Raw genomic sequence first — 23,521 nt, forward strand, 5'->3', positions numbered from 1 at the left:
TCCACATGGACAGCGTGGGCGTCGACCGCTTCGACACCAGCCGGTTCGAGGCCAGCCGGAACCGGCTGGCCTCACTGGCCTACCGCCTGCTGGGCTCCGCCGCCGACGCCCAAGACGCCGTACAGGACGCCTTCTTGCACTGGCAGGCCGCCGACCGGCGGCAGATCGAGGTGCCCGAGGCCTGGCTGACCAAGGTCGTCACCAACCTGTGCCTCGACCGGCTCCGCTCGGCGCAGGCCCGCCGCGAACGCACCGCCGGGGCCTGGTTCCCCGAACTGCTCCTCGACGGCGACCCGATGCTCGGCCCGGCCGACACCTTCGAGCAGCGCGAATCGGTCTCCCTGGCCGTGCTGACCGTCATGGAGCGCCTGTCACCCGTCGAACGGGCCGTCTACATCCTGCGCGAGGCGTTCTCGTACGGCCACGCGGAGATCGCCGAGATCCTCGACATCTCCGAGTCCGCGAGCCAGCAGCACCTGCACCGCGCCCGGACCCGCGTCACCGCCGATCGCCGCCGCGGCGCCGGCGAGGTCGACCCGGCGTCCGCCCGCAGGATCGTCGAGGAGTTCCTGGCCGCCGCCACCTCGGGCCGTACCGAACGGCTGGTGGCCCTGCTCACCGACGACGTGATCGCGATCTCCGACGGCGCCGGCCTGGCCGAGAAGCTGCTGCGGTACGACACTCCGCGACGCGTCGCCACCATCATGCGGGGAGGCTTCAGGCCCACACCCGCGAAACGGCGGCTCGCCGGCGGCGCGCTCGCCCTGCACTACGCGCTCGTCAACGGCGCCCCCGCCGTCCTCTTCGTCCTCGGCGATCAGGTCATGGGCGCGGTTGCGTTCGAGGTCACCGAAGACAAGATCGCAACCGTACGCGGCATCGCCGCCCCCGCCCGCCTCGGCCGCCTCACCGAAGCCTGGCGCCGGCACGCACCCGAGACGCCGCTGATCGCCGAGTGGTGACGACCTGGACGGCCGCCAGGACCTCCGCGGGCGGGGCGTCCTCGAGGAGGAAACCCGCCGCACCGGCCCGCAGGGGCTTCTCCGATCCTGGCCGGCTCGGCTGACCGGCAATGGCCGGTCAGAGCCGGAACAGCACTCCGCGCCAGGTCCAGCCGGCGTCGAGGACCACCTGGCGCAGGGGGTCCTTCATCTCCCGGGCCTCGAAGCGGAGCGTCTCGACCCTGCGTTCGCGCCCGTCGGGACCCGTCTCCTTCCCCCACACCTGGTACACCGCGTTCGCCGGCCCGCGGGAGCGCTGCCCGAGGAGGTGCTCGCTCAGCGAGACCTCCCACTGCTCGTCGATGGCCCGCACCTCGTGCTTCGCCGCGTCCAGGCGCATTCGGGTCCAGAGCCGCACGCGCAGCTCCGGGAGCCGGCACTCGGCCACCAGGTCGCCCTCCTTCGGGGTCCCGTTGCGTACGGCGAAGGGGACGCCCGGCCCGCTGAGCGCCAGTAGCGCCGACCGGACCTCCAGGGGCGTACGCGGTGCGACACCCTCGTCGGGACGCCGGGTGCCGAAGTAGTCGTCCAGGAGGCCCACGGCTATTCCCCCGCCCCGGGGACGTCGACGCCGTCCGGGGGCGCAGCCGGGAGCCGGCCTTCCGGCAGGCGGTACTCGATCGGTATCGGCAGTGTCATGGGCATCGTGGGGCCCTCCTTACGCAGGGCAGTAGATCAGAAGGCCCCGCTGCAGGCCGCGTGCAGCGTGCGCCCGTCCGCGCGCACCGTGTGCGGTACGGCGGGCCGGCGGACGGGGCGCCGGCATCGGCGCCGGCGCCCGGCCTGCGGTGCCCTGGTCAGAGGTTCTCGTCGTGCAGGTCTTCCTCGCGCAACAGGTCGTCCTCGGGGCGGCGCGAGGTCTCCTTCGGGTTCCGCTTCCCGCCGTGCTTCTCTCCCTGCTCGCGGGAAGCCTTGCCCGGCTGGGGACGTGCGGGGTCCCCGGAGCGGTGATGCTCCTGCGCCTCGCGGCCCTTGCCCGGCTCCTGGTGCCTGTCCTGTGAATCGCCCATGACGGGGAATCCTCCAGATCCGTGGGGTTGACATTCCTCGCGGATCACGCTGACACGTATGGTGACAAACTGCACCATCTCGCCTACGTGGTGTGGCTTACGGGTGACACCCGCCCTCGGCGCCCCTGCTGTCAGGAGCACGCCTCATGCTGGATCGCTGCGCACGGACCGCGCCGAAGGGCGACGTAGTAGTTGCCGACTGCGGACAGGTAGCCGTCGTCCGCCGTCTCGCTGTCGGTGGTGAACCGCGGGGCGGCCTTGATCTCCTCCTGCGTGCCCGAGACCTTCACCGTCTGCGCGTCCGTGTCGATGGCGGTGACGGCGCCGGCCGGGATCAGCACGCTCTTGCCGAACAGCCACACGCCGGTGTCGACCACCAGGTGCTGCCTGCCCGGCTGGTCCTGCTGGCGGTCCACGTGGCCGATCACCCCGTCCGTGGCCTCCACGGTGAAACCCACCAGCGACTGCTGCGCCGGGTAGCCGCTCTCTTGCGCGTACATCCACACACCGCTCACGGCCCGTCTCCTCGTCCTCGGTTGAGATGCCGGCCCATCGGCATCACCGGCTCGTACGGTCCCCTCCGCATGCCCCGGCGCCCGCCGCGTAACCGCGCGACTGCGGCGGCGTACCCCGAGTAGAGGCCTGTGCCCGCCGTTCGGGTGAAGCAGTCGGGCAGCAAGGCCCGCAAGGCCGGTACCGGGCACCCGGTGTGCGGGTCCTCGGGCAGGGTTGAGGGCGGTCGGCCCAGTCACGTTCCGCGAACCCGTGCCGGGTGCTCCAGTAGGAGCGGCGGATGCAGCTCTCGCGGAGAGGCCGGCGTCTCATCGGGCCGGAGGAGGAGAGGATCGGCCATGCCGTCATCCGAGGAGTGGGATCCGGGCGAACACCAGCGGTACGCCGATGGTGGGCAGCCGGCGGAGATGGACATGGCGGGCACGCTCGCGGCAGCGGAATCCGCTTCCCCCGTCGAGTCGTTGGACGTCGTCGCCCGCATGCTCAGGGACCGCCTGAACGCCGTCGCCGTCTCCTTCCTGATCGTCGACTTCACCGGATCGTCGGTGGTGCGGCTGGGGGCGGCCGACACCGTCGAGTCCGGCGAGCCACCTGAGCGCGTCGCGTTGCCCGGCACCCTCTACGCGGACGTGCTGCGTACCCAGCGCCAGGCGTTCCGGCGAGAGGGCGATCGACTGATCAGGGTCGTGGCGCCCGTGACCAACCGCGGCGACGCCATCGGACTGCTCGAACTGTTCCTGCCGGATCACCCGGACGAAGACGCGATGCGGCAGATCGGCGCGACCGCTCACGCCCTCGCCTACATCGTCATCGCGAACCGCTCCTTCACCGACGTGTACCAATGGGGCCGCCGTACCCGACCCCTGAACCTGGCCGCCGAGATCCAGCACCGGCTCCTGCCCACCTCGCTGGCGTGCGAAGCAGCCCAGTTCACGGTCGCCGGAGCACTGGAACCGGCGACGCACGTCGGCGGTGACACCTTCGACTACGTCGTCGACCGCGACACCATGCAGCTCTCCGTCACCGACGCCATGGGGCACGACGTCGAAGCCGCGCTCCTCGCCACCCTGGCCGTGGGCGCCCTCCGCAGGGCTCGACGGGCCGGCGCCGACCTCGAAGAACAGGCCTTCGAGGCCAACCGGGCCATCACTGACAACGGCAGGCAGGGCTTCGTCACCGGGCAGCTGTTGCGCGTCAGCCTGCTCGACGGGACCACCGAGTTCGTCAACGCGGGGCACCCCTGGCCGCTGCGCCTGAGACAGGGAGAGGTCGAGGAGCTGGTACCCGCGGTGGATCTCCCCTTCGGCGTCAAGCCGCGCACCTCCTACCGGGTGCAGCGGCTGGACCTGCGGCGGGGCGACCGGCTCGTGATGCTCACCGACGGCATGCTCGAACGCCGCGCGGTCGAGGTGGACCTGCCCTCCCTGATCGTGCACACCGCCGACCTCCATCCCCGAGAGGCCTCCCGCGCCCTGGTCGCCGAGGTCCTGCGCGCCCACGACGGAGGCCTCCAGGACGACGCGACGGTGATGTGCCTGGACTGGCACGGCACCCACCAGGTCACACGCAGCGCTGATGCCGGGGCGGACCTCGCAGAGGCGTCGGATCCGGAGCGGTCCTCCGTCCGGAGCCCGGAGCCGCCGCCGTGACGGGGACCTACGAGGAACGGGGACCTACGAGGATCCGAGGTGCTGCGGGGGCGTGAGCGCCACCGCCTCAGCGGTGCGGGCAAAGGCGCCACTGAGGCGGATTTCCGGCTCGGGGTGTTCCAGTCGCGGGGCCACCGTCCCGGACGGACGCGTTCGCCTCAGGCAGAGTCCGAGGGTGTGGACGCTTCTGCGGCGCGGCGGTACTCGGCATTGATGCGCTGGGCTTCTTCGAGCTGGTCCTCGAGGATGACGATGCGGCAGGCCGACTCGATGGGGGTTCCCTGGTCGACGAGTTCGCGGGCTCGGGCAGCGATGCGCAGCTGGTAGCGGGAGTAGCGGCGGTGTCCGCCGGCGGAGCGGAGCGGCGTGATGAGGCGGGCTTCGCCCAGTGCCCGGAGGAATCCCTGCGTGGTGCCGAGCATGTCCGCGGCCCGGCCCATGGTGTAGGCGGGGTAGTCGTCGTCGTCGAGACGGCCGAACGAGTCGTCTGCTGTCATTGAACCTCTCTCGTGGAACGCGTGGAGGGGCCCTGGCGCCTATGGCACCAGGGCCCCGAAGGAACTACTACACCATCTGTCGGCCCTGATACTGCGCCGACCCTGTGATTCCGCCGACCCGGCCGAGATGCTGCCGGGAGTGCGGGGATCGCGGTTGCTTGACCGGAGACCACCTCACTATCGATGTCCTGCGGTACCCGGGCTCAGGTTTCTACCCGGGCGATCCTGATGGTGCTCGGCTCCTCCGTTCTTCCCTCGGTGATCAACTGCTTGCTACTGCGTACTGCTGGTACTGCTTGGTGGTGCGTACTACTGGTGGTGCGTACTGCTCGGTGGCCTGCGGCAGCGCCACTCTTCTTCGGCAGCCAGCCCCGTCGCCCATCGTGCGTCTGCTCTGGCTTGGAACCCCACTGCCGAACTTCCCGGTGCGCGCGCCCGCAGCCGACGCCTTCACCGAGGTGCTGCTCTCACTGACTTCACTGCTGGGTACTGCGCACTGCATTCACGGGTACTGCCACTGCGTCAACCGCGGTACTTCTCTCGGCGGCCCCTGATCACTGCGGGCCGCCCGGTCCGGTCGTCAGTCCCGTCGCCGTCCTGCAACCGCTCTGGCTTCGACACTCCACGCCCGCACCGCCCTGCTGAACTGCGATGACTCGTACCGCGGGTACCACTGCCCGGCAGTTCGTCTCTGCCAGGCCCTGCTGTCTTTCTGGGTTACGAGAGAAACCATAGCCACGCCGCAACCCAATGTCTACCCCAGCCGCGATAGATTTTCGTTCGGCCGGCGAAGAGGTAATCGGTACCGGCCGCTCCCGTACGCGAGGCCTCGGGGCCGGGGCCGGACCCGGGGGCCGGCCGTGCGGCCGGCCAGGCGGCATCGGCTCAGAGCAGCGCGTGCGGGTACTGTGCCGCGCGCTGCTGAAAGGCCAGGACCGCCGGGTTCTGGACGGTGCCGCCGCGGATCTCGATCGCTCGGCGAATGGTCGGGTCACCGTCCCAGCCGGCCGGCCCTTCGAGGACCGACCGCAGGAACGGAATCAGAGCCTCGCTGTTCTCCCAGGTGGCGGCATCCCACAGGTAGGAGGGGCTGTGATCCACGGCGTAGTAGTGGACCTGGTCGCCGACGGTGAACATCGGCGCGTCGAAGGTGGTGGCCCGGGCCCAGGCGAAACCCATGCCCTCGTCGCATGAGACGTCGATGACGAGGGTGCCGGGCGCGAGCTTCGGCAGGTCCTCCTTTATCAGGAACATCAGCGGCGCCGCGGTGTCCTGGAGCACGCAGTTGACGATGATGTCGTGTCCGGCGAGGAAGTCGGCCAGCGGCTCCGGCCCGTCCTCGGTGACCACGATGCTGCGCCGCGGGTCGAGGGTGTCGTCGGCCACGTCGTGGTCGAAGTGCACGATCCGTGCCGAGTGGATCGGTGAACTGACGGCGGCGATGCCGCGGGCGGTCAGCACATCCACATCGTGAACGCCCAGTGCGCTGAGCGCGGTTACCGCGCCGCGGGCGGTGGCGCCGAAGCCGATCACCACCGCACGCCGCCGGCGCCCGTAGTCACCGGTCGCCCCGGTCAGCTGCATGGCGTGCAGCACCGACGAGTAGCCGGCCAGCTCGTTGTTCTTGTGGAAGACGTGGAGGCTGAATCCCCCGTCCCGGGTCCAGTGGTTCATCGCCTCGAAGGCGATCACCGTGAGCCTGCGGTCGATGGCGGCCTGCGTGACCTTCTCGTCCTGCACGCAGTGCGGCCACCCCCACAGCACCTGCCCGTCCCGCAGTTCCTCCAGGTCTTCGTGCAGCGGTTTGGCCAGCAGGATCACGTCGCATTCCGTGATCAGCTCCTCGCGTGAGCGGAAACCTGCGACCCACGGAGCGAGCTGACCGTCCGAAACGCCGAAGTGATCGCCGTAACCGGTCTGCAGGTAGATGCTGGGCTGAAGGTCGGCATCGATGCGTTCGAAGTGCGCCGGGTGGATCGGCAGGCGGTGTTCGTTCTCTTTACGGGTCTGCGACATGATTCCGAGCTTGAGCTGCTGCAAGATGCCCCTTTGGTTGTGGTCTGTCCCATGCGGGCCGGAGCGCAGGGGGATCTCGGCGGCAGCCTGGGCTACGACAGAAGCCGTCACCACGCCACCACCCAATGTCTGCTCCGGCCGCGATAGATTTTCATGCGGTCGAGAATGAGGAAATCGGCGCCACCGGCCGGGTGGTCACGTAAGAAGCCGCTGTGTACGAGGGAGGGCCCGACCGGCGTGTGCCGGTCGGGCCCTCCTCGCCGTCCGGGTGCCGGCTCGCACCCGTCGAGTCGGGTCGAGTGGGGACGAGCCGGTCAGACCGCCAGAGGTGCGCCGAGCATCGCCGATGCGTGCTGGAGCGGACTGAGGGCGCGCGCGGGCGCGGCGGCCCGGGGGAGTCCGCGGCAGGTGAAGCCGAGCTGGGTCATGGCCCGCAGGACTTCACCGACGCTGAAGTCACGCCTGTCCTGGCGGGTGATGACCTGGCCGACCTGCTTCACGGGGTAGACGCGGCGGCCGATGATCACGGAGTCGCCGACGACCTCCTCGGGCTTGATGTCCTTCATCGATTCCAGGACGCCGCTCTTGGTCAGCTCGAACGGGAAGCGGGCGATGACACAGCGCATGTTGCCTCACAGGAAGAAGGAGCGGGGGACGGTTCTGTCGTGGTGATGGTGAGGCGGGTCAGCGGGCGAGAGCGAGGACTCCCGGAGCACTGCCCTGTTCGGCGGCCACGGGCATCGCGGTGAGTTGGGCCCGGGTGACCGGCCCGGTGCACAGGCCGTAGGCGGGGTTGGCTCTGGCGGAGCGGGGCTGCATCCGGATCAGCGTCACGACGTGCCTCTTGCAGAGATGGGTCAGTCTTCTGATCACGTGGTTCTCAGGCCGCCGCATCGAAGGAGGACTGCCGCACGCTCGAGCGCCGTGCGGCAGAAACGGGCCGGCGCCTGCCGCGGGAGGCCGCAGCGCGCTTGGCGCGTTCGACGACCGGCGCGGTGATGGTGACGGGGATTCCGGAGGGGGCCTGGGCACCGGTGATCCGGTTGAGGGCCTCGTCGCCGGAGCGGACCTGGGTGGTCTGCGGGACGATCCCGGCGGCCTGCATGAGGCGGGTCATGTCGCGGCGCTGGTTGGGGGTGACCAGGGTGACGACGCTGCCGGACTCACCGGCGCGGGCGGTGCGGCCACCGCGGTGGAGGTAGTCCTTGGGGTCGGTCGGCGGATCCACGTTGACGACGAGGTCGAGGTTGTCGACGTGGATGCCACGGGCGGCGACGTTCGTGGCGACCAGGACGGTGACGTGTCCGGTCTTGAACTGGGCCAGGGTCCGGGTCCGTTGCGGCTGGGACTTGCCGCCGTGCAGGGCCGCGGCGCGGACCCCGCTGTCGAGGAGGTCCTGGGTGAGGCGGTCCACGGCGTGCTTGGTGTCGAGGAACATGATCACGCGGCCGTCGCGGGCGGCGATCTCCGTCGTCGTCCGCTGCTTGTCGGCGCCGTGGACGTGCAGGACGTGGTGCTCCATCGTGGTCACCGCGCCCTGCGAGGGGTCGACGGAGTGCACGACGGGGTCGGTCAGGTAGCGACGGACCAGCAGGTCGACGTTGCGGTCCAGGGTCGCGGAGAACAGCATCCGCTGGCCCTCGGGACGCACCTGGTCGAGGAGCGCGGTGACCTGGGGCATGAAGCCCATGTCGGCCATCTGGTCGGCCTCGTCCAGGACGGTGATCGCGACCTGGTTCAGCCGGCAGTCGCCGCGGTCGATGAGGTCCTTCAGACGCCCGGGGGTGGCCACCACGACTTCGGCGCCGCCGCGCAGGGCGCCCGCCTGGCGCCCGATGGGCATGCCGCCGACGACGGTGGCCAGGCGGAGCTTGACCGAGCGGGCGTACGGGGTGAGCGCGTCGGTCACCTGCTGGGCCAGTTCGCGGGTGGGTACGAGGATCAGCGCGAGCGGCTGGTGGGGTTCGGCCCGCTGCCCGGCGGTGCGGGCCAGCAGGGCGAGGCCGAAGGCCAGGGTCTTTCCGGAGCCGGTGCGGCCACGGCCGAGGACGTCACGGCCCGCGAGGGTGTTGGGCAGGGTGGCGCCCTGGATCGGGAAGGGCACGCTCACGCCCTGCGCTCCGAGGGCGGCCAGCAGCTCGGTCGGCATGTCGAGATCGGCGAAGGCCTCGACGGCGGCCAACGCGGGCGTGATGGTCTTCGGCGGCGCGAACTCGCCCTGCACCGCGGCGGGCCGGCGGCCTGAGCCGCCCGAGCGGCTCGGACCTGCGGAACGGCTCCGAGCCGGGGCACCGGAGGAGCCGAATCGGCTGCTCCGCTCCGAACCGGCGCCGGCGCCGTTGCCGTTGCCGAAAGCAGGGCCGCCGGTGCGGCTGCGGGTACGGGACGATCGCTCGTTCTTACGTGTGGGGTTCATTCGAAACCTTCCTTGATACGGCACGTATCAAGGAATTCCCGCAGCGGATGAGCAGCGCAGAGAATTGCGAGAACGGACCGAATGGAATGCGGAGGCAGGTCCGGCCGGCGATAGATGCGCGCGGGTACGGGCACTGCAATGAGTGTGGCGTCATGCGGACGCGAAACTGGAGAAATGGGCTCGGGTGCGGCTCCGGGGAGGCATCCCGTGCTTGGTCCCGCGGGTGGACGCACCGCGGGAGATGTGCAGCTGGGGCCCGCACCCCGAGGGATGCGGGCCCCAGCTGCGAAACGCGAGTCGGCGTCAGGCGGGAACGATGTTCTCCGCCGTCGGACCCTTCGGGCCCGGCGCGATCTCAAAGGTGACCTTCTGGCCTTCGGTCAGCTCGCGGAAGCCCTGGGCGGCGATGTTCGAGAAGTGGGCGAAGACGTCGTCGCCGCCGCCGTCCTGCTCGATGAAGCCGAAACCCTTTGCCGCGTTGAACCACTTCACGGTGCCAGCAGCCATGTCATATCTCCTTGGGGCAGTACACCGGCGTCCGCACTGTGCGGAGACCGTGTCGCCGCGATGATGCCCCGCCCGGAAAATGACCGGAAATATGAAGCGCCACCATGCGACGCGGAGGTCGACTGGGGATGCCTTAAGTTTTTGGGAACCAAAACTGCAACCAAGATGGACAGTAGCACGTCGCAGTGGAACGCAGGGGTCGAATAAATTCAACCCCTGCGTTTCGGTAAAAACTCTCCTCGCGGCGCCCGTCAAATTCTCAGACCGCCGGGACAGATATTGATTCGCCCCGAGTGCAGTGTTGTGGGAGCGGGCGTATTCGCCGGCCACGACGCGGGCAGACCGTCGTAGGTGACCTTCAGTTCGCGAGCTTCGCCAGTGCGCGGAGCCCCGCGAGGATCTCGTCCGCCGTGGGAGCGCTCGCGGGGTCGCTGAGGTGCTGGATCATCAGGCCCGACATCAGGGCCAGCTGGACGCTGCCGAGGCTTCGTACGGTGTCGTCGGGGACCTGATCCTCGGGGACGCCCTCCAGGATGGCGGCCATGCCCCGCCGTCCCTGGGCCGTGCCGCCGGCGAGGGCGGTGCGCAGGTCGGGCTAACGCTGGGCCTGCATGAACAGCTCCATCGAGGCGAGCCACAGGTCGGGGTGGGCTGCGAAATCGTCGATCAGGCTCTGCCACATCCGCGCGAAATCGCGCTCGGTGGAGCCGTCGGCGTCCGGGACGATGGCGCGCCCCAGCCCACGCCACCCCCGTCGCCACCACCGCCGACCGGACGGTGGTCACCACCACGAACGGCAAGGTCCGCGGCACCGCCGACGGCGAGGTCCGCACCTTCCAGGGCATCCCCTACGCCGCACCCCCCGTCGGAGGCCTGCGCTGGAAGTCCCCGCAGCCCGCGGCGCGCTGGACCGGAGTACGGGACGCGACGACCCCCGGCCAGGCCTGCGCCCAGCCCGAGGGGATGCCGATCGGCATCCCGAACGACAACGAGGACTGCCTCTACCTGAACGTCACCACCCCGACCGCGAAGCAGGCGGGGACGCGGGCCGGGAAGCGGCCGGTGATCGTATGGATCCACGGCGGCAGCCTCATGTACGGCGCGGGCCACCAGTACGGAGGCGCGAGCCTGGCCGGGCAGGGCGCGGTGGTCGTCTCGATGAACTACCGCCTGGGCGTGATGGGCTTCCTCACCGACCCCTCCCAGCCCGGCGCCGACGGCCTCGGCATCGAAGACCAGCAGGCCGCCCTGCGCTGGGTGAAGGCCAACGCCGCCGCGTTCGGCGGAGACCCGGACAACGTCACGATCGCGGGCCAGTCCGGCGGCGGCTACAGCGTCTGCGGCCACCTCGCCTCACCCGCCTCCGCGGGCCTCTTCCACCGCGCCGTCGTCCAGAGCGCCCCCTGCGCCACCGGCGGATCCCGCACCCGCCCCGAAGCCGAGGCCGACGCCCGGCGCGTCATCGCCACCCTGGGCTGCGAGACCAACACCGCCGACTGCCTGCGCGACAAGCCCGTCTCCGAACTCCTCGCCGCCTACGGCCCCTACAACGAACCGCGCCCCGTCACCGGTACCAAGCTGATGCCCCTCTCCCCGGCCGAAGCCCTGCGCACCGGCAGGTTCAACCGGGTCCCCGTCCTCATCGGTGTCAACCACGACGAGGAACGCGGCAGGGTGCTCGGCCGGGAACTCGCCTCCGGCACGCCGATGAAGCCCGAGGAGTACGAGCCGGCCATCCGCGCCCGGTTCGGCTCCACGTCCGATGCCGTCCTCGCCCTCTACCCGCTCGGCAAGTACGGCTCGGCGGGCGAGGCGCTGGCCGCCGCCCTCACCGACTCTGCTTGGTCCACTCCCACCCTGGAGACGGCCCGGCTCCTGTCCCGATGGACCCCGACCCGGACGTACGAGTTCTCCGAACGCGGCACCCCGTGGTTCGAGGGCTTCCCGACCCCCAGCTTCGCGCAGCACGCCGCGCACATGACGGAAGTGCCCTACCTCTTCGATCACCCGCCGCTGTTCGAGGAAGTCCCCGCGGACCAGGCCCGCTTCCGCACCCGCATGCTCCGCACCTGGACCCACTTCGCCGCCACGGGCACGACCGACTGGCCCGACTTCCGCACCGGCCACGACTACGTCCAGACCCTGTCCTCGACGACCTGGAAGCGTGCCGACTTCGCAGCCGACCACAACGCGGCTTTTGGAAGAACAGCCGCTGACCGCCGTCTACGGAGACTGTCCGGACCCAGTGGTGCGCAAGAGCTGCCCCAGGTCCGCCGGACGGCCGTAGGCCCCGCCCCCTGCCCGGCGGGTGAAAGGCATCATGGGATCCGGCGCTGAAGGAGGACTGAAGGAGGACTGACGGTGATACTCGAGTGCGACCCCGTGTGCGACGTGGTGGACGTCCGGGCATCGGCCGACGAACTGGACCGCCTGGCCCGTGTGGTGGCCGAGGGCAAGGGGAACCTCCGCTTCGAGCCCGTGCCGGACCGAGGGGCTTTGGCAGGGGTCGATGTCCGGACCGGTGCCGGCCCCGGGGTTCTCATCCACATCGATCACGAGCGACAGCTCCTTGTGATCGACGGCGACGCCGAAGCGAGGGCGCTGCTCGCGGACGAACTGCGCGGCATGGCCGCCGCCGAGGACGGAGGCCACCTCCACATCGAGTACTACGCCGAGTTCGGCTACCTCGCGGAAGGATCCGTGTCATTGGTGGTCAACAGCCCGCACGGAGGCATGCCCAGGCGGTGAGCCGGCGTCAGATGCTGCCGAAGGGCTCGGGGTAGATGAACTCGCCTTGTACGGACGGGTCGTAGGCGGCCAGGGTGCGGATCTGGAACAGGTGCTCCCAGGCCGGCTCCTCACCGACGATGCCGAGGTCAGTGCTCGGGCGGAATCCGAACCGGCCGTAGAAGTCGGGGTCACCGAGGACGACGACCATTCATCTTGCCCCTGATCAGCGAAAACGGGTGCCACGGAGCCCCAGGGGCTCACCCTGGCGCCCACCGTTGACCGCTGCTCTCCGCCCTACACGGCACGCGTCTGGCACGGTACAGCCGGGTCTGGTGGGGACCATTCAGGACGCCGATCGCACGCCACGCCGTACGGCCACCCCGTGAGCCGCCTCTTACTCCCACCAGTTCGGCTTTCGCCTGGGGCGCCCCCGGGCGCCGGTTGTCGGGACGACGTGAACGTACGGGCACCTCTCCGACGGTCAGGCTCCGCCGATGGCCAAGAGTGACCTGCCTGCGCCGGCTGCGCGCAACTCCTGTCGCCCTGGCTTCCTGCCCGGTTTGGTGGAGCGGTCGCCTGTCGTCACGTGTGGCCTCCGTCGGCCGCCCTTCCGCGGCCCACAGGCGGACCGGAACCTACTCAGTCGCGAGCCCAGTCGAAGGGCATCGGTGCGTCCTGCGGCACCACCCAGGGGTGTTGATGTCAGGTCCGGATGTCAGCGAAACAGGTGCGGCAACGGGCAGGACTCCAATGGTTCGTCCGGCCGATCGGCCCAGTGCCACCACATGTGCTTTTTGTTCCGCCACTTCCACAGGGAGCGGCACGTCCGCTTGTCGTCGTCTTCCCGCCTGAGGAGTACGAACCCTCCGAACTTCAGGTCCTGCCTGCACTCAGGGCACGTCGGGGGAGGCGATGCCGACTGTCCGGGGTGGAGTGGCCGGACTGCGGCCGCCTATCGGGCCGGGTGCACGGGTCCTTCATTCCGTGTCCGGCAGCCAGGCGTTGTTGTTCTCGTTGTACCAGTAGCTGTGGCCGGAGTTCAGGGCGACCGTGCGGAACGGGCGGCCGTGGTCGTCGATGCGGGTGGTGCCCTTGCGGTCTCCACTGCTCCAGGCCAGCTCCAGGTACCAGCTGACGTCCTGACCGAGTGTGGCGGCGTCGATGTTCAGCACCTGGGGGTCGGTGGCGGAGACCTTGTACGGGAAGTCGGTCGAGGCCGTCGACCGCTCGCCCTCCTTGCCAGGTACGGGCCTGGCCCTCGGGGAGGCGGCGTCCAGGTCCACGGCGAAGGACGCCGGCACCAGTGCACCGCCGCAACCGGAGCCCATGGTGTACGCGTTCCAGCCGGGAGCCTTGCGGCCGCTCACGACATGGACGTACAGCGCGTGCAGGACGGCGGCCTTGCCCTCGGTGCCCTGGACGGTCAGCTGCATGCGCAGGTGCCCCGCCGGGACGGCGTGCAGGGCCCGGGCCCACCCTTCGGTCGCCTGCCCGGCGGGGGGCGGGGGGACCGCGCCGGGTTCCTTGTCCAGGGCGAACCACTGGTCGCAGGGGCTGTCCCAGTTGTCGGGCAGGACGTTGACCGTGAACGGGGCGGCGGGGGAGGCCCCCTCCTTGGCGGTGGGCTGCGAGGTGGACGGTGCCGAGGGGGACGCGGACGTTGCCGAGGGGGACGACGGTCCGGGGCTGGACGGGGGTGCGGAATCGGCTGTGGGCGTGGGTGACTGCGACCCGCCGGACGGCAAGGCCGGGCCCGCCGCCGCCCGGTCGCGCGAGGACTGCTGGGCGGCGCCGCGGCGCGTGTCCCCGTGACCCGTATCTCCCATGGCGGAGACGGCGGCGGCAGTCCCCGCCACCGCGGCGGTGGCCACGGCGGCCGCAACGGCGAGCAGCAGCCGAGGACGCCGGGCCCTCGGTACGGAGGCCCGGGCGGGGCCCGACTGGACAAGGGCGGCGGGGGCGTGTGCGGGTGCCTCCGTTGCCGGTGCAGGGACGGGGTCCTCCGCCGGTGCCGGGGCCGGGGCGGAGGCAGGCGCCGGGGTGGGCGCCTCCGCAGCTGCAGGTCCGGGCACCGGGGCGGACCCGGCCGCGGACGCCGGGGCGGCACCGGCCGCGGACGCCGGGGCCGGTGCGGGGTCGGTCTCCGCCTGCGGCCGGGCCTCCGAAGCCTCCCCAGCCACCACCACCGCCGATGCGGACGGCGCCTCCGGCGCGGCGTCACCGCCCCGCGGCGCCGCGGAGTTCGCCGCCCCCGACCCCGGGGCCTGCCCCTCCGTCGCCCCCCGCCGCCGCTCCACCAGCGCCAGCAGCCACTGCTGGTGCAGTGCCACCAGTTCGTCGGCCGAGGCACCGCAGACGCGGGCGAACCGCTCCACCGGGGCGTATTCCGTGGGCACCGCCGCGCCGCTGCAATAGCGGTGCAGCGTCGAGTTGCTGGAGTGCAGACGCTTCGCGAGCGTGCCGTAGCTGCGCCCCGAGCGCTCCTTGAACCCGCGCATGAGCTCCGCGAACCGCTCCGTCTCCGTGGCCATTCCACCATCCCCCTCATCCCGGAAGCGCGTTCCAGGCTCACCCGATCGCCCAGGTGAGAGGGGTCGGGAGCGTTCCAGGGTTCCTACTATCCCGGTCCGGACGCCACTGGAACGAAACCGGCCCCACAGTTTCGTCATCAGCCCGTCGGTCCGCCCATCGGATCGGCGGTCGGATCCGGCGGTCGCAACGGGAGGGCCTCACCCGCCCCACCGCCCGCCCTCGGCCGCCTGCGAAAGCAGCCGACCGGAACAGCAGCCGACCGGAACAGCAGCCCAGTCCCACCCAACGTCTCGTCAGACGGGAAGCGGAAGCCTCCGTCTGACGACCGCACCGACACGGAGAGTTCCCCATGCGCACCTACCGACTCCGCACCACCGCCCTGGCCACCGCCACCGCCGGCCTCGCTCTGGCCCTGACCGCCTGCGGCGGCTCGGACAGCGCCGGCGGGCCGACCACGAACCCCGCCGCGACCAAGAGCGCGGACAAGCCGGTCTCGACCGGGACCGTGACGCCGTCCGGGGAGGGCGCCTCCGCCGCCCCGTCCGACGGCAAGGCCACCGGAACCGGCACGGTCACCGCCACCCCGGCGAAGGCCGGTTCGGGCGGCAAGGACAAGGGGGGCACCACGGGTGACTCCTACGCCTACACCCACCCCTGCTCGGCGCGGAACCTGACCGTCAAGGTCACTTCACCGACGGGCACGCCGGCCACCGTCCGCGTCATCACCGTGACCAACAACGGTTCCACCTCCTGCGGTCTGGACTACTTCCCCACCGTCGGCTTCAGCGCCAAGGGCGTCGCGCTCGGTCTCCAGGCCACTGCCCCCGGTGGTCTGGGCGGCGCCCCGGCGTACCCGGTGCACCCCGGTGCCACCGCGTACGCGGCCGTGGACCTCAACCCGTCGGGTGGCAACGGCCCCGTGGCCGACGAGGTCAGCATCCTGGCCGACAAGGAGCACATGCCGAACGCGGACGGCGTCAGCCTCCGGCTGGCCAAGCCTGGCAGCGTCGCCCACCCGAAGGTCGGCCTGTACCGCACCAACACCCGCGACGCGCTGAGCGCCTTCTGAACGGAGCTCCGGGGCCGCGGCCCCGGAAGGCCTCCGCGGACCGGCTCACGACGTACGCCGGCCACTTGATCGGGTCGGCCACCGTCGACTGCGGTCCGGGCAACTCCTGACCCGAGCCTGCTCCGGCCTCCGACAGGGAGCCGGACGTGGAACGGCAAGCGAGTTCATGGCGCCGGGTAGCCGTGTCCGTTCTCGGTCCACGGACGGAGTTTCTCCGGGTTGCGGACCGCCCAGATGCGGGTGATGCGGCCGCCGGTGAGGCTGAACGCCGCCACGGTGACGGTGACGCCGTCCTGTTGGGCGACCAGGCCGGGTCGGCCGTTGACCGTCCGCTCCAGGAGCGTCAGCCCAGGGGCCTTGTCGGAGATGTGGATCAGGTACTGAGCGATGCGCTCACTGCCCTCGACCGGGCGCAGGACGGTGCCGACCAGGCCGCCGCCGTCGGCGGTCATTGTGGCGCTGGGGTCGAGAAGGCCGACGAGGGCCTTGATGTCCTTGGCCTCCCACGCCTCCTTGAAACCCCGCACCAGACCGGCCTGCCCGGTCGTCGCAGCCGCCGGAGCCTGCGCGGCGCCAATACGCCGACGGGCCGAGGACGCCAGCTGACGGCAGGCCGCGGGCGTCCGGCCGACGATCTCGGCGACCTCGGCGAAGGGGTACCGGAAGACGTCGTGCAGGATGAACGCCACGCGTTCGGCCGGCGTCATCGACTCCAGCACGACGAGGAAGGCCATGTTCACCGACTCGTCCAGGGTGACCCGGTCGGCGGGGTCGGCCGGCTCGGTCCCGCCGCCGCCCGCCGGGCCGCTGAACCACTCCGTACGGTCGGGCAGCGGCTCGGGTATCCATGCGCCGACGTAGCGCTCGCGACGGGCCCGAGCCGAGCCGAGCATGTCCAGGCAGATGCGGCTGGCCACCGTCGTCAGCCAGGCACCGGGAGACTCGATGGCCTCCTGCCGTTGGCGCGACATCGCGTACCAGCGGGTGTAGGTCTCCTGCACGGCGTCCTCGGCCTCGGCCAGTGAACCGAGCAGCCGGTAGGCGAGATTGATCAGCTGTCGCCGCTCGTCGACGACAGCGCTCAGACCCGGCTCGGACCGCTCATGCCCTGGCTCGGTTGGGGTGCTCATGGTCGCGACCGCTCCCTGGTTCTTCTCGTCCGATTCCGCTCTCGACACTTCGACGAAACACCGCACCGGAGTGTGAGGCCGGCGCCTCGCCTCACATTTCGAGGAGCTGTGTCGTCGGACCACCGAGACACTACTGATCCACCGCCGCGAGGCAGAAGAGGGGACCGCGTCATGGCCACACAGACGACGGCAGTACGGGGCAGAGTCACGTTCCCGCAGGTCGCGATAGCCCTGCAGACGTTGGCCCTCTTCTTCCAGGCGGTCACCGCCGGAATGCTGCTGTCCTCGTCCCACGGCCTTGTACTGCACGACGCCGGATCGAGGGTGATGTACGGCGCGTCGATGCTGTACGTGCTCGCCGCGATCCTGGCGTGGCGGCCGGGCGGCGGGTCACCCCGCCCCATCCTGTACGCGTCCGGCTTCCTCGTACTCGCTTCGGTGCAGGTGGTGCTCGGCATCGCGCACATGCCGGCCCTCCATGTCCCCCTGGGCATCCTGATGTTCGGCCTCAGTGTGTTGGCGCTGGGCCAGGTTCTGTCCACCCGCTTGTCGGAGCGCACCGGCACCCGGTCGTAGCCTGCGCGCGCCCCAGGCCTGCTCGGCGCGCGCAAGGCACCCATATGGCTTCTGACCTGCAAAATGGCCGCCTAGGGTCTCCTCACGGCGGCGTCGGAGGCCGATACGACCCCCGACTCGTACGCCGCGATCACCAGCTGGGCCCGGTCCCGGGCGGAGAGCTTGGCCAGGAGACGGCCGATATGGGTTTTCACCGTGCCCATGCTCAGGTGTAGACGTGCCGTGATCTCGTCGTTCGACAGGCCACGCGCGATCAACTCCCATACCTCGCGTTCCCGACCGGTAACCCCCGTCATCGGGGCCTGGCCCCGGCCGGGGTGCGGTGCCGGGCGGCGGCTGAACTCCTCGATCAGGCGGCGGGTCACTGACGGGGCCAGCAGGGAGTTGCCCGCGGCGACGACCCGGATCGCGGACAGCACCTCCGCAGGCGGGGCGTCCTTGAGGAGGAACCCTGCCGCGCCCGCCCGCAGGGCCGCGTAGACGTACTCGTCGAGGTCGAAGGTGGTCAGGATCAGCACCCGCGCCCCGGCGGTCTCCGGGGAGCCGCAGATCCGCCGGGTCGCCTCGATGCCGTCCATGACGGGCATCCGGACGTCCATCAGGACCACATCGGGCCGGTGCAGGCGCGTCATTTCCACGGCTTCCGCTCCGTCGCCGGCTTCGCCGACGGCGGTGAGACCGGGCTCGTTCTCGACGAGGATCCGGAAGGAGCCCCGCAGCAGCACCTGGTCGTCGACGACGAGTACGCGGGTTGCGCCGGTCATTCGCTCCTCCTCGTGCCGTCCTGCGGCAGGCGTGCGGAGACCACGAAGCCCCCTTCGGGTCGCGAGGCCGCGCTGAACGTTCCGCCCAACATCATCGCTCGCTCCCGCATGCCGACCAGGCCGTGCCCTCCGGTCAACCCACGGGCCCCGGCCGGGCCGCCGGTGCCTCCGCCGTCGTCGGTGACATCGATCCTCACCTCGCGCGAGTCCGCCTCGACCGTCACCCGGCAGCGTGCGGGGGCCGCGTGCCTCACCGTGTTGGTGAGGGACTCCTGGACGATGCGGTGAACGGCCAGGGCGACTCCCGCCGGCAGACCTCCGTCCGGGACCCGGACCGTGAGGTCGACGTCCACGCCGGCCCTTCGGGCCTGGTCCGCCAGTTGGGGGAGGGCCTCGATGCCCGGTGCCGGACCCAGCGGCGCCTCGGTGCGCAGCACGCCGAGGGCGCGCCGCATCTCGGTCATGGCGGCCCGGCTGGTCTGCTCGATGACGCGAAGCGCGTCCACGGCTTCCTCGGGCCGTTGTCCGGCGACATGCCCGGCGACGCCGGCCTTCACGGCGATCAGGCTGAGGCTGTGCGACACGACGTCGTGCAACTCTCGCGCGATCCTGAGCCGTTCTTCGACGATGGCACGTTCGGTACGGCGGGCGGCGCGGTCTGCCACCCGGACCCGGCGGCCGCGTACAGCGAAGCCCGCAGCCCATCCGCCGCCGAGGACCAGCCAGACCATGGCGGCCACACCGGCCGCCCCGCTCCAGGTCTCGGTCGCGGTGACCACGGCCTCCCCGCTGAGGACGGCGGCCGCCGAAGCGGCCAGTACGACGGCGAGTACGGGCACCGAACGGCGCGGGGGCCGGGTGAGAGCCACCGCGTAGAGGATGAGGCCGAGGGCGAGGTACGGCTCGCGCGTGATGTCCAGGAGAGCGGCGGCGCAGAGTCCGGCGAGGGCCGTGAAGGCGGCCGGTACGGGCCACCGCCGACGGGCCGCGACCGGGAGGCCGACCACCGCGGCCACGAGCACACCCGCCCACACCGGGCCGGTGTAGGCGGGCTGGGCGTCGCTGCCGGACATGCGGGCGAATCCGGCGTACGTGGCGGTGATCAGGAGTGCGGCAGCCAGGTCGAGTGCGAGCAGATGGCTGTCGTGCGGTCGCCGGGGGAGACGCATGGCCCGACCGTACATCGTCAACCGACCTGACCGGCAAGGCCCATGATCGCGACGGTGACGGAGATCGCGGCGGTCCAGCGCAGCACGACGGCGCGGCGCGGTGCCGGGCCCTCGCGCAGCACGGTGATGCCCAGCGGGACGAGGGCGAGGCAGAGCCCGGCGACGGCAACGACCGACAACGGGGTGGTGCCCTTGAGTACGCCGAGCGGTAGCGCGGAGGCCGCGGCGAGGGCGAGGGCGCGCGCCGGGCCGAGCATTCGGGCCCGCCAGGCGCCGACGGCCAGGAGCAGCCAGCCGCCCGTGATCGCGAGGTTGAGGGTGCTGAAGATGTGGAAGGCGCCGTACGTATCCCCGACGAACTGGGCGGCGGCCCCCGCTCCCTGCCGGTCGGCGAGCTGGAAGGCAAGGTGGTCCACACCGGCGTGGAACGTCCGGGCAAAGAGGCCGAGGACGGCGAAGATCCCGCCCCACAGGGCCAGTCCGGGGCTGTGCCGGCCGATCCGAGCCGCGAGCGCGGCAACGGCGGGCCACAGCAGCACGGTTCCGGCGGCGAAGGCGCCGTACGAGGCCGCGATCAGACCGGGGTGCTCGACGCGGGCGGCGAGCTGCTCCGGGAAGAAGAAGTGGAACGGCATTCTCAACAGGAGTCCGGCGCCCAGGAGCAGCGGCCCGGCGATCAGAGAGACCCCGCCCGCCCAACGCCCGGGAAACCCGGACCACTCCACCGGCAGCAGTCGGGCCTTCGTCGGGGCGGCGGCGCCTACGGAAGGTGTGTTCCGTGTGGTTGTCATGCCCGAACGATCCCGCCCGCGGGGGCCTCGCCGCGTCGGAGTACGGTCTGCTTCCGCCATCGGCCCCAGGTCCGACGACGACATGCCCCAGGCCGCCGACCTGGTGCTTTGCCGTGGAGCGGATGACGGGAAGCCATCGAACCGTCATTACCCCTGAGGTAATCGTCTTCTCTGGCGTCCTCGAAGAAGCTTGATCCATTGAAGCGATCAAGCGATCACGAACGGGGAACGAGATGAACATGCGGCGGTATACGCGCACCGGAGTGTTCGCGGCGGCCACTCTCCTCGCAGGCCTCACCATCGGTGCCGCGCCGGCCACCGCCACCGCCGAGGGCGGCGAGTGCGCCGAGGTCCGCGAGAAGGTAGACCGGCTCGAAGGGCGGATCACCCCGAACGCCTGCGCCTTCATGAAGCGGCAGATCGCCTTCGGCGAGGCCCCCAGCCTCCAGACCTACCTGGACATCTTCGACGAGGAGGCCAGCCTCTGGGAGGCCGGCGGCAAGCCCCAGCGCGGCCACGAAGTGATCGGCGCCTCGATCAGCAACTCACTCCGCCTTGTGCCGGACCTCCGCTACCGCGGCACGAACGTGGTCGCCGACGGCGCCGTGATGATGTTCGGCCAGCAGAACACGGTCACCCTCAAGGGCCACAAGGTCAGCTACCCGCAGATCGCCCGCAACGTCCTCGGCGATGACGGCAAGACCATCCAGGCCCGCCGCTACTACGACCGCTACGAGCTGTTCCAGGTCTTGCCCGAGTCTCAGCGGCCCCGCCCCCTCTTCGCCGGCATCGCCGACCCCGCCGGCCCCGGCCCGCGCGGAGCGGCCCCCGACCGGTTCCACGCCCAGGGAATCCCCGCCCGCCTCGCCGCCTGGAACAGCGGGGACGCTGCCGCGCTGGCCGCCCGTACCGGCAACGCCAAGCTGGCCGGGCCCGGCCTGGACCGGTCGCTGACCACCCAGGAGGGCAAGACCGCCTACCTGCAACGGCTGTTCGAGAACGCCGACGTCGAGTTCAAGGCGGGCCAGGTCGCCTTCGGCCGCACCACCACCTACATCGAGTGGCACGGCACGATGACCGACCCCAACGGCACCGACCCCAACGGCACCGGCATCCCCTTCGGGATCGTCGAGCGCATTGGCCCGAAGGGCGAGTGGGAGCTCTCCTTCGACACCCTGCCGGTGATCGCGGACGAGCACGAGATCCGCGGCCTGTTCAAGGCACTCGCGAACTAGGCGCGGCCGTGCACCGGCCGCCCCCTGAGCCGGCCTCCGGCCCGCCGGAACAACTGCGGTTCAGTGGGAACGAAGGACGCCGGAGGTGAGACAACGAAGAAGGCCCAGGTCGCTGACCTGGGCCTTCTTTAAAGAGCGGATGACGGGAATCGAACCCGCGCTATAAGCTTGGGAAGCTCATGTTCTACCATTAAACTACATCCGCGCAGTGATCCAGTTGCCTGGAGCGCTATCGTTTCTCACCCTACCCCATGATCTACCCCTGGTGAATTCGTCCCGGGAGTGGTGTCGCGTGCGGGGTGCACGGAGGGTCGTGGGGGCGGGAGTTGGGGCGTACCTTGTGTGTGCGGAGCGGCGGCTGGAGTGGGTCTTGTTCATCCCCTAATGTGGCGATTCATCGCAGTACGGCTGGTTGGGGAAAGGGACTCGATGGAGCACACCGTCGTCCGTTGTGCCGAAGGGCACGTATTCAGCACCGCTTCGTTCCCGCTGCAGCACCTCGGTGCCGGCCGGATCGGGCCGGGTCGGCTGCTGCGGTGTCCGCGCTGTGCGCGGCTGCGGCATGCCGTGCCCGTGGGAGCGGCGCCGAAGCGGTAGACACCGGCGCGCGGGGTTCCGCCTCGATTGGGGCGGCCCGCGCGCTCTGCGTATCCTCGGGTCGTGCTTCTCTCTGATAAAGACATCCGGGCCGAGATCGACAGCGGACGGGTTCGCATCGACCCGTTCGACGAGTCGATGGTGCAGCCCTCCAGCATCGATGTACGTCTCGACCGGTTCTTCCGGGTCTTCGAGAATCACCGCTACGCCCACATCGACCCCGCCACCGAGCAGAGCGATCTGACCCGGATGGTCGAGCCGGACGGTGACGAGGCGTTCATCCTCCACCCGGGCGAGTTCGTACTCGCGTCGACCTACGAGGTCATCTCGCTGCCCGACGACATCGCCTCCAGACTGGAGGGGAAGTCCAGTCTTGGCCGGCTGGGGCTGGTGACCCATTCGACCGCCGGGTTCATCGACCCGGGGTTCTCCGGGCACGTGACGCTGGAGCTGTCGAACCTCGCCACTCTGCCGATCAAGCTCTGGCCGGGTATGAAGATCGGACAGCTGTGCCTGTTCCGGCTCAGCTCGCCCGCGGAGTTCCCGTACGGGAGCGAGCGGTACGGATCGCGGTACCAGGGCCAGCGCGGCCCGACGGCCTCGCGGTCCTTCCAGAACTTCCACCGGACCCAGGTGAGGCACGAGGCATGAGTGACGGAGTGAGTGGCGGAGTGCGCGAGAACCTCGACTACGAGGGGTTCGGACGGGCCGTGCGCCAGCTGGCGCAGACCATCGCCGACGACGGGTACGAGCCCGACATCATCCTGAGCATCGCCCGCGGCGGAGTGTTCGTCGCCGGCGGGCTGGCGTACGCGCTCGACTGCAAGAACATCCACCTGGTGAACGTCGAGTTCTACACCGGGGTGGGCACCACCCTGGAGATGCCGGTCATGCTGGCTCCCGTCCCCGAGGCGATCGACTTCACCGCCAAGAAGGTGCTGATCGCCGACGACGTCGCCGACACCGGGAAGACGCTCAAGCTCGTCCACGACTTCTGCCTCGGGCACGTCGCCGAGGTCCGGTCCGCCGTGATCTACGAGAAGTCCCACTCGCTCGTGAAGTGCGAGTACGTGTGGAAGAAGACCGACGAGTGGGTCAACTTCCCCTGGTCGGTCGAACCGCCCGTCGTGAAGCGTGAGGGACAGGTTCTCGACGCCTGAGACCCCCTTGTCCCGATGAGTGAGAGGGGCCCGCCGCACGGTGTTTTTTTTGCCGGTCCCCTCCCCCTTTTCTTCTGTATGTGCTGTGTGTCTCTCCTTTCCCCCCCTCGTGGTTTCCCACCAAGCCACCCAGCCGATTTCCTCAAACCCCCCCGCCTT

The 23,521-nt window shown here is 70.5% G+C and carries 25 protein-coding genes and 1 tRNA gene; 9 read left to right on the forward strand and 17 right to left on the reverse strand.

The window, feature by feature from the left end:
• Nucleotides 1–5 precede the first annotated feature (5 nt).
• A complete protein-coding gene (locus ACFWBW_RS00500; RefSeq protein WP_385367183.1) occupies nt 6–962 on the forward strand; it encodes a sigma-70 family RNA polymerase sigma factor in 957 nt (318 codons plus the stop codon).
• Nucleotides 963–1,080: 118 nt separating this feature from the next.
• On the opposite strand, the gene ACFWBW_RS00505 is transcribed toward ACFWBW_RS00500, so the two are convergent.
• The 3 genes from ACFWBW_RS00505 to ACFWBW_RS00515 all read right to left on the reverse strand — a co-directional run bounded on the left by ACFWBW_RS00505 (nt 1,081) and on the right by ACFWBW_RS00515 (nt 2,526).
• Complete coding sequence (locus ACFWBW_RS00505; RefSeq protein ID WP_385367185.1) at nt 1,081–1,542, reverse strand: hypothetical protein; 462 nt, start codon at nt 1,540–1,542, stop codon at nt 1,081–1,083.
• A 256-nt stretch (nt 1,543–1,798) separates the two neighbouring features.
• Nucleotides 1,799–2,011 (reverse strand): hypothetical protein, encoded by a 213-nt coding sequence (locus tag ACFWBW_RS00510; RefSeq protein ID WP_385367187.1) that lies wholly within the window; start codon nt 2,009–2,011, stop codon nt 1,799–1,801.
• Nucleotides 2,012–2,142: 131 nt separating this feature from the next.
• Entirely contained in the window at nt 2,143–2,526 is a 384-nt protein-coding gene (locus ACFWBW_RS00515) for a PRC-barrel domain containing protein (RefSeq protein WP_385367189.1), read from the reverse strand.
• Between the two features lie 405 nt (nt 2,527–2,931).
• On the opposite strand from ACFWBW_RS00515, the gene ACFWBW_RS00520 reads away from it, so the two are divergent.
• Nucleotides 2,932–4,173 carry a PP2C family protein-serine/threonine phosphatase gene (locus ACFWBW_RS00520; RefSeq protein ID WP_385367456.1) on the forward strand — a complete coding sequence of 414 codons (1,242 nt, stop codon included), beginning with the start codon at nt 2,932–2,934 and terminating at the stop codon, nt 4,171–4,173.
• 158 nt (nt 4,174–4,331) lie between these two features.
• On the opposite strand, the gene ACFWBW_RS00525 is transcribed toward ACFWBW_RS00520, so the two are convergent.
• The 7 genes from ACFWBW_RS00525 to ACFWBW_RS00555 form a co-directional block, all read right to left on the reverse strand.
• Nucleotides 4,332–4,670: a MerR family transcriptional regulator gene (locus tag ACFWBW_RS00525; protein ID WP_385367191.1), complete on the reverse strand. Its 339-nt coding sequence runs from the start codon at nt 4,668–4,670 to the stop codon at nt 4,332–4,334.
• A gap of 885 nt (nt 4,671–5,555) precedes the next feature.
• Nucleotides 5,556–6,710, reverse strand: a complete 1,155-nt coding sequence (locus ACFWBW_RS00530; protein WP_385367193.1) for a N(5)-(carboxyethyl)ornithine synthase — start codon at nt 6,708–6,710, stop codon at nt 5,556–5,558.
• A gap of 290 nt (nt 6,711–7,000) precedes the next feature.
• Nucleotides 7,001–7,312 carry an SCO5918 family protein gene (locus ACFWBW_RS00535; protein WP_385367195.1) on the reverse strand — a complete coding sequence of 104 codons (312 nt, stop codon included), beginning with the start codon at nt 7,310–7,312 and terminating at the stop codon, nt 7,001–7,003.
• Between the two features lie 58 nt (nt 7,313–7,370).
• Complete coding sequence (locus tag ACFWBW_RS00540) at nt 7,371–7,520, reverse strand: hypothetical protein (RefSeq protein WP_385367197.1); 150 nt, start codon at nt 7,518–7,520, stop codon at nt 7,371–7,373.
• Nucleotides 7,521–7,566: 46 nt separating this feature from the next.
• The gene (locus ACFWBW_RS00545) at nt 7,567–9,102 is read right to left on the reverse strand and encodes a DEAD/DEAH box helicase (protein WP_385367199.1); all 1,536 of its coding nucleotides are present in this window, start codon (nt 9,100–9,102) and stop codon (nt 7,567–7,569) included.
• A gap of 303 nt (nt 9,103–9,405) precedes the next feature.
• Nucleotides 9,406–9,609 (reverse strand): cold-shock protein, encoded by a 204-nt coding sequence (locus tag ACFWBW_RS00550; protein ID WP_385367201.1) that lies wholly within the window; start codon nt 9,607–9,609, stop codon nt 9,406–9,408.
• A 358-nt stretch (nt 9,610–9,967) separates the two neighbouring features.
• A complete protein-coding gene (locus tag ACFWBW_RS00555; protein ID WP_385367203.1) occupies nt 9,968–10,153 on the reverse strand; it encodes a hypothetical protein in 186 nt (61 codons plus the stop codon).
• Nucleotides 10,154–10,386: 233 nt separating this feature from the next.
• Here ACFWBW_RS00555 and ACFWBW_RS00560 point away from each other — a divergent pair, with 233 nt between their 5' ends.
• Both ACFWBW_RS00560 and ACFWBW_RS00565 read left to right on the forward strand, forming a co-directional pair.
• Complete coding sequence (locus tag ACFWBW_RS00560; protein WP_385367204.1) at nt 10,387–11,946, forward strand: carboxylesterase/lipase family protein; 1,560 nt, start codon at nt 10,387–10,389, stop codon at nt 11,944–11,946.
• A 24-nt stretch (nt 11,947–11,970) separates the two neighbouring features.
• Nucleotides 11,971–12,357: a hypothetical protein gene (locus ACFWBW_RS00565; protein ID WP_385367206.1), complete on the forward strand. Its 387-nt coding sequence runs from the start codon at nt 11,971–11,973 to the stop codon at nt 12,355–12,357.
• A 7-nt stretch (nt 12,358–12,364) separates the two neighbouring features.
• On the opposite strand, the gene ACFWBW_RS00570 is transcribed toward ACFWBW_RS00565, so the two are convergent.
• Together ACFWBW_RS00570 and ACFWBW_RS00575 are read right to left on the reverse strand one after the other, a co-directional pair.
• Nucleotides 12,365–12,547, reverse strand: a complete 183-nt coding sequence (locus ACFWBW_RS00570) for a hypothetical protein (protein ID WP_385367208.1) — start codon at nt 12,545–12,547, stop codon at nt 12,365–12,367.
• A 769-nt stretch (nt 12,548–13,316) separates the two neighbouring features.
• A complete protein-coding gene (locus ACFWBW_RS00575; protein WP_385367210.1) occupies nt 13,317–14,870 on the reverse strand; it encodes a helix-turn-helix domain-containing protein in 1,554 nt (517 codons plus the stop codon).
• 350 nt (nt 14,871–15,220) lie between these two features.
• On the opposite strand from ACFWBW_RS00575, the gene ACFWBW_RS00580 reads away from it, so the two are divergent.
• Entirely contained in the window at nt 15,221–15,940 is a 720-nt protein-coding gene (locus ACFWBW_RS00580; protein WP_385367212.1) for a DUF4232 domain-containing protein, read from the forward strand.
• A gap of 164 nt (nt 15,941–16,104) precedes the next feature.
• Here ACFWBW_RS00580 and sigJ read toward each other — a convergent pair whose 3' ends face one another.
• Nucleotides 16,105–17,070 carry an RNA polymerase sigma factor SigJ gene (gene sigJ / locus ACFWBW_RS00585; RefSeq protein WP_385367214.1) on the reverse strand — a complete coding sequence of 322 codons (966 nt, stop codon included), beginning with the start codon at nt 17,068–17,070 and terminating at the stop codon, nt 16,105–16,107.
• Between the two features lie 171 nt (nt 17,071–17,241).
• On the opposite strand from sigJ, the gene ACFWBW_RS00590 reads away from it, so the two are divergent.
• Complete coding sequence (locus tag ACFWBW_RS00590) at nt 17,242–17,646, forward strand: hypothetical protein (protein ID WP_385367216.1); 405 nt, start codon at nt 17,242–17,244, stop codon at nt 17,644–17,646.
• A gap of 71 nt (nt 17,647–17,717) precedes the next feature.
• Here the strand turns inward: ACFWBW_RS00590 and ACFWBW_RS00595 are convergent, their stop codons facing one another.
• Genes ACFWBW_RS00595 through ACFWBW_RS00605 form a run of 3 tightly spaced genes read right to left on the reverse strand, consistent with a single transcriptional unit; the run spans nt 17,718 to nt 20,370 of the window.
• Entirely contained in the window at nt 17,718–18,410 is a 693-nt protein-coding gene (locus ACFWBW_RS00595; RefSeq protein ID WP_385367218.1) for a response regulator, read from the reverse strand.
• The gene (locus tag ACFWBW_RS00600; protein ID WP_385367220.1) at nt 18,407–19,579 is read right to left on the reverse strand and encodes a sensor histidine kinase; all 1,173 of its coding nucleotides are present in this window, start codon (nt 19,577–19,579) and stop codon (nt 18,407–18,409) included. The genes ACFWBW_RS00595 and ACFWBW_RS00600 overlap by 4 nt, the downstream gene beginning before the upstream one ends.
• Before the next feature lie 17 nt (nt 19,580–19,596).
• Nucleotides 19,597–20,370 (reverse strand): hypothetical protein, encoded by a 774-nt coding sequence (locus tag ACFWBW_RS00605; RefSeq protein ID WP_385367222.1) that lies wholly within the window; start codon nt 20,368–20,370, stop codon nt 19,597–19,599.
• A gap of 239 nt (nt 20,371–20,609) precedes the next feature.
• On the opposite strand from ACFWBW_RS00605, the gene ACFWBW_RS00610 reads away from it, so the two are divergent.
• Entirely contained in the window at nt 20,610–21,605 is a 996-nt protein-coding gene (locus ACFWBW_RS00610; RefSeq protein ID WP_385367224.1) for a hypothetical protein, read from the forward strand.
• Nucleotides 21,606–21,739: 134 nt separating this feature from the next.
• Here ACFWBW_RS00610 and ACFWBW_RS00615 read toward each other — a convergent pair.
• Nucleotides 21,740–21,810, reverse strand: a tRNA-Gly gene (locus ACFWBW_RS00615).
• A 455-nt stretch (nt 21,811–22,265) separates the two neighbouring features.
• On the opposite strand from ACFWBW_RS00615, the gene dcd reads away from it, so the two are divergent.
• On the forward strand, nt 22,266–22,853 hold the full coding sequence (gene dcd, locus ACFWBW_RS00620; RefSeq protein WP_053675430.1) for a dCTP deaminase: 588 nt from the start codon (nt 22,266–22,268) through the stop codon (nt 22,851–22,853).
• Nucleotides 22,850–23,362 (forward strand): phosphoribosyltransferase, encoded by a 513-nt coding sequence (locus tag ACFWBW_RS00625; RefSeq protein ID WP_385367226.1) that lies wholly within the window; start codon nt 22,850–22,852, stop codon nt 23,360–23,362. Before dcd ends, ACFWBW_RS00625 begins: the two co-directional genes overlap by 4 nt.
• The last annotated feature ends 159 nt before the right edge of the window (nt 23,363–23,521 follow it).

This window comes from Streptomyces sp. NPDC059957 (assembly GCF_042730015.1).
Lineage (GTDB): Bacteria > Actinomycetota > Actinomycetes > Streptomycetales > Streptomycetaceae > Streptomyces.

Coding starts and splice junctions, on each gene's coding strand:
- ACFWBW_RS00500 (WP_385367183.1), top strand. CDS start 6: ATGGACAGCGTGGGCGTCGACCGCTTCGACACCAGCCGGTTCGAGGCC.
- ACFWBW_RS00510 (WP_385367187.1), bottom strand. CDS start 2,011: ATGGGCGATTCACAGGACAGGCACCAGGAGCCGGGCAAGGGCCGCGAG.
- ACFWBW_RS00520 (WP_385367456.1), top strand. CDS start 2,932: ATGGACATGGCGGGCACGCTCGCGGCAGCGGAATCCGCTTCCCCCGTC.
- ACFWBW_RS00525 (WP_385367191.1), bottom strand. CDS start 4,670: ATGACAGCAGACGACTCGTTCGGCCGTCTCGACGACGACGACTACCCC.
- ACFWBW_RS00535 (WP_385367195.1), bottom strand. CDS start 7,312: ATGCGCTGTGTCATCGCCCGCTTCCCGTTCGAGCTGACCAAGAGCGGC.
- ACFWBW_RS00545 (WP_385367199.1), bottom strand. CDS start 9,102: ATGAACCCCACACGTAAGAACGAGCGATCGTCCCGTACCCGCAGCCGC.
- ACFWBW_RS00550 (WP_385367201.1), bottom strand. CDS start 9,609: ATGGCTGCTGGCACCGTGAAGTGGTTCAACGCGGCAAAGGGTTTCGGC.
- ACFWBW_RS00555 (WP_385367203.1), bottom strand. CDS start 10,153: ATGGCCGCCATCCTGGAGGGCGTCCCCGAGGATCAGGTCCCCGACGAC.
- ACFWBW_RS00570 (WP_385367208.1), bottom strand. CDS start 12,547: ATGGTCGTCGTCCTCGGTGACCCCGACTTCTACGGCCGGTTCGGATTC.
- ACFWBW_RS00575 (WP_385367210.1), bottom strand. CDS start 14,870: ATGGCCACGGAGACGGAGCGGTTCGCGGAGCTCATGCGCGGGTTCAAG.
- ACFWBW_RS00580 (WP_385367212.1), top strand. CDS start 15,221: ATGCGCACCTACCGACTCCGCACCACCGCCCTGGCCACCGCCACCGCC.
- sigJ (WP_385367214.1), bottom strand. CDS start 17,070: ATGAGCACCCCAACCGAGCCAGGGCATGAGCGGTCCGAGCCGGGTCTG.
- ACFWBW_RS00590 (WP_385367216.1), top strand. CDS start 17,242: ATGGCCACACAGACGACGGCAGTACGGGGCAGAGTCACGTTCCCGCAG.
- ACFWBW_RS00595 (WP_385367218.1), bottom strand. CDS start 18,410: ATGACCGGCGCAACCCGCGTACTCGTCGTCGACGACCAGGTGCTGCTG.
- ACFWBW_RS00600 (WP_385367220.1), bottom strand. CDS start 19,579: ATGCGTCTCCCCCGGCGACCGCACGACAGCCATCTGCTCGCACTCGAC.
- ACFWBW_RS00605 (WP_385367222.1), bottom strand. CDS start 20,370: ATGACAACCACACGGAACACACCTTCCGTAGGCGCCGCCGCCCCGACG.
- ACFWBW_RS00610 (WP_385367224.1), top strand. CDS start 20,610: ATGCGGCGGTATACGCGCACCGGAGTGTTCGCGGCGGCCACTCTCCTC.
- ACFWBW_RS00625 (WP_385367226.1), top strand. CDS start 22,850: ATGAGTGACGGAGTGAGTGGCGGAGTGCGCGAGAACCTCGACTACGAG.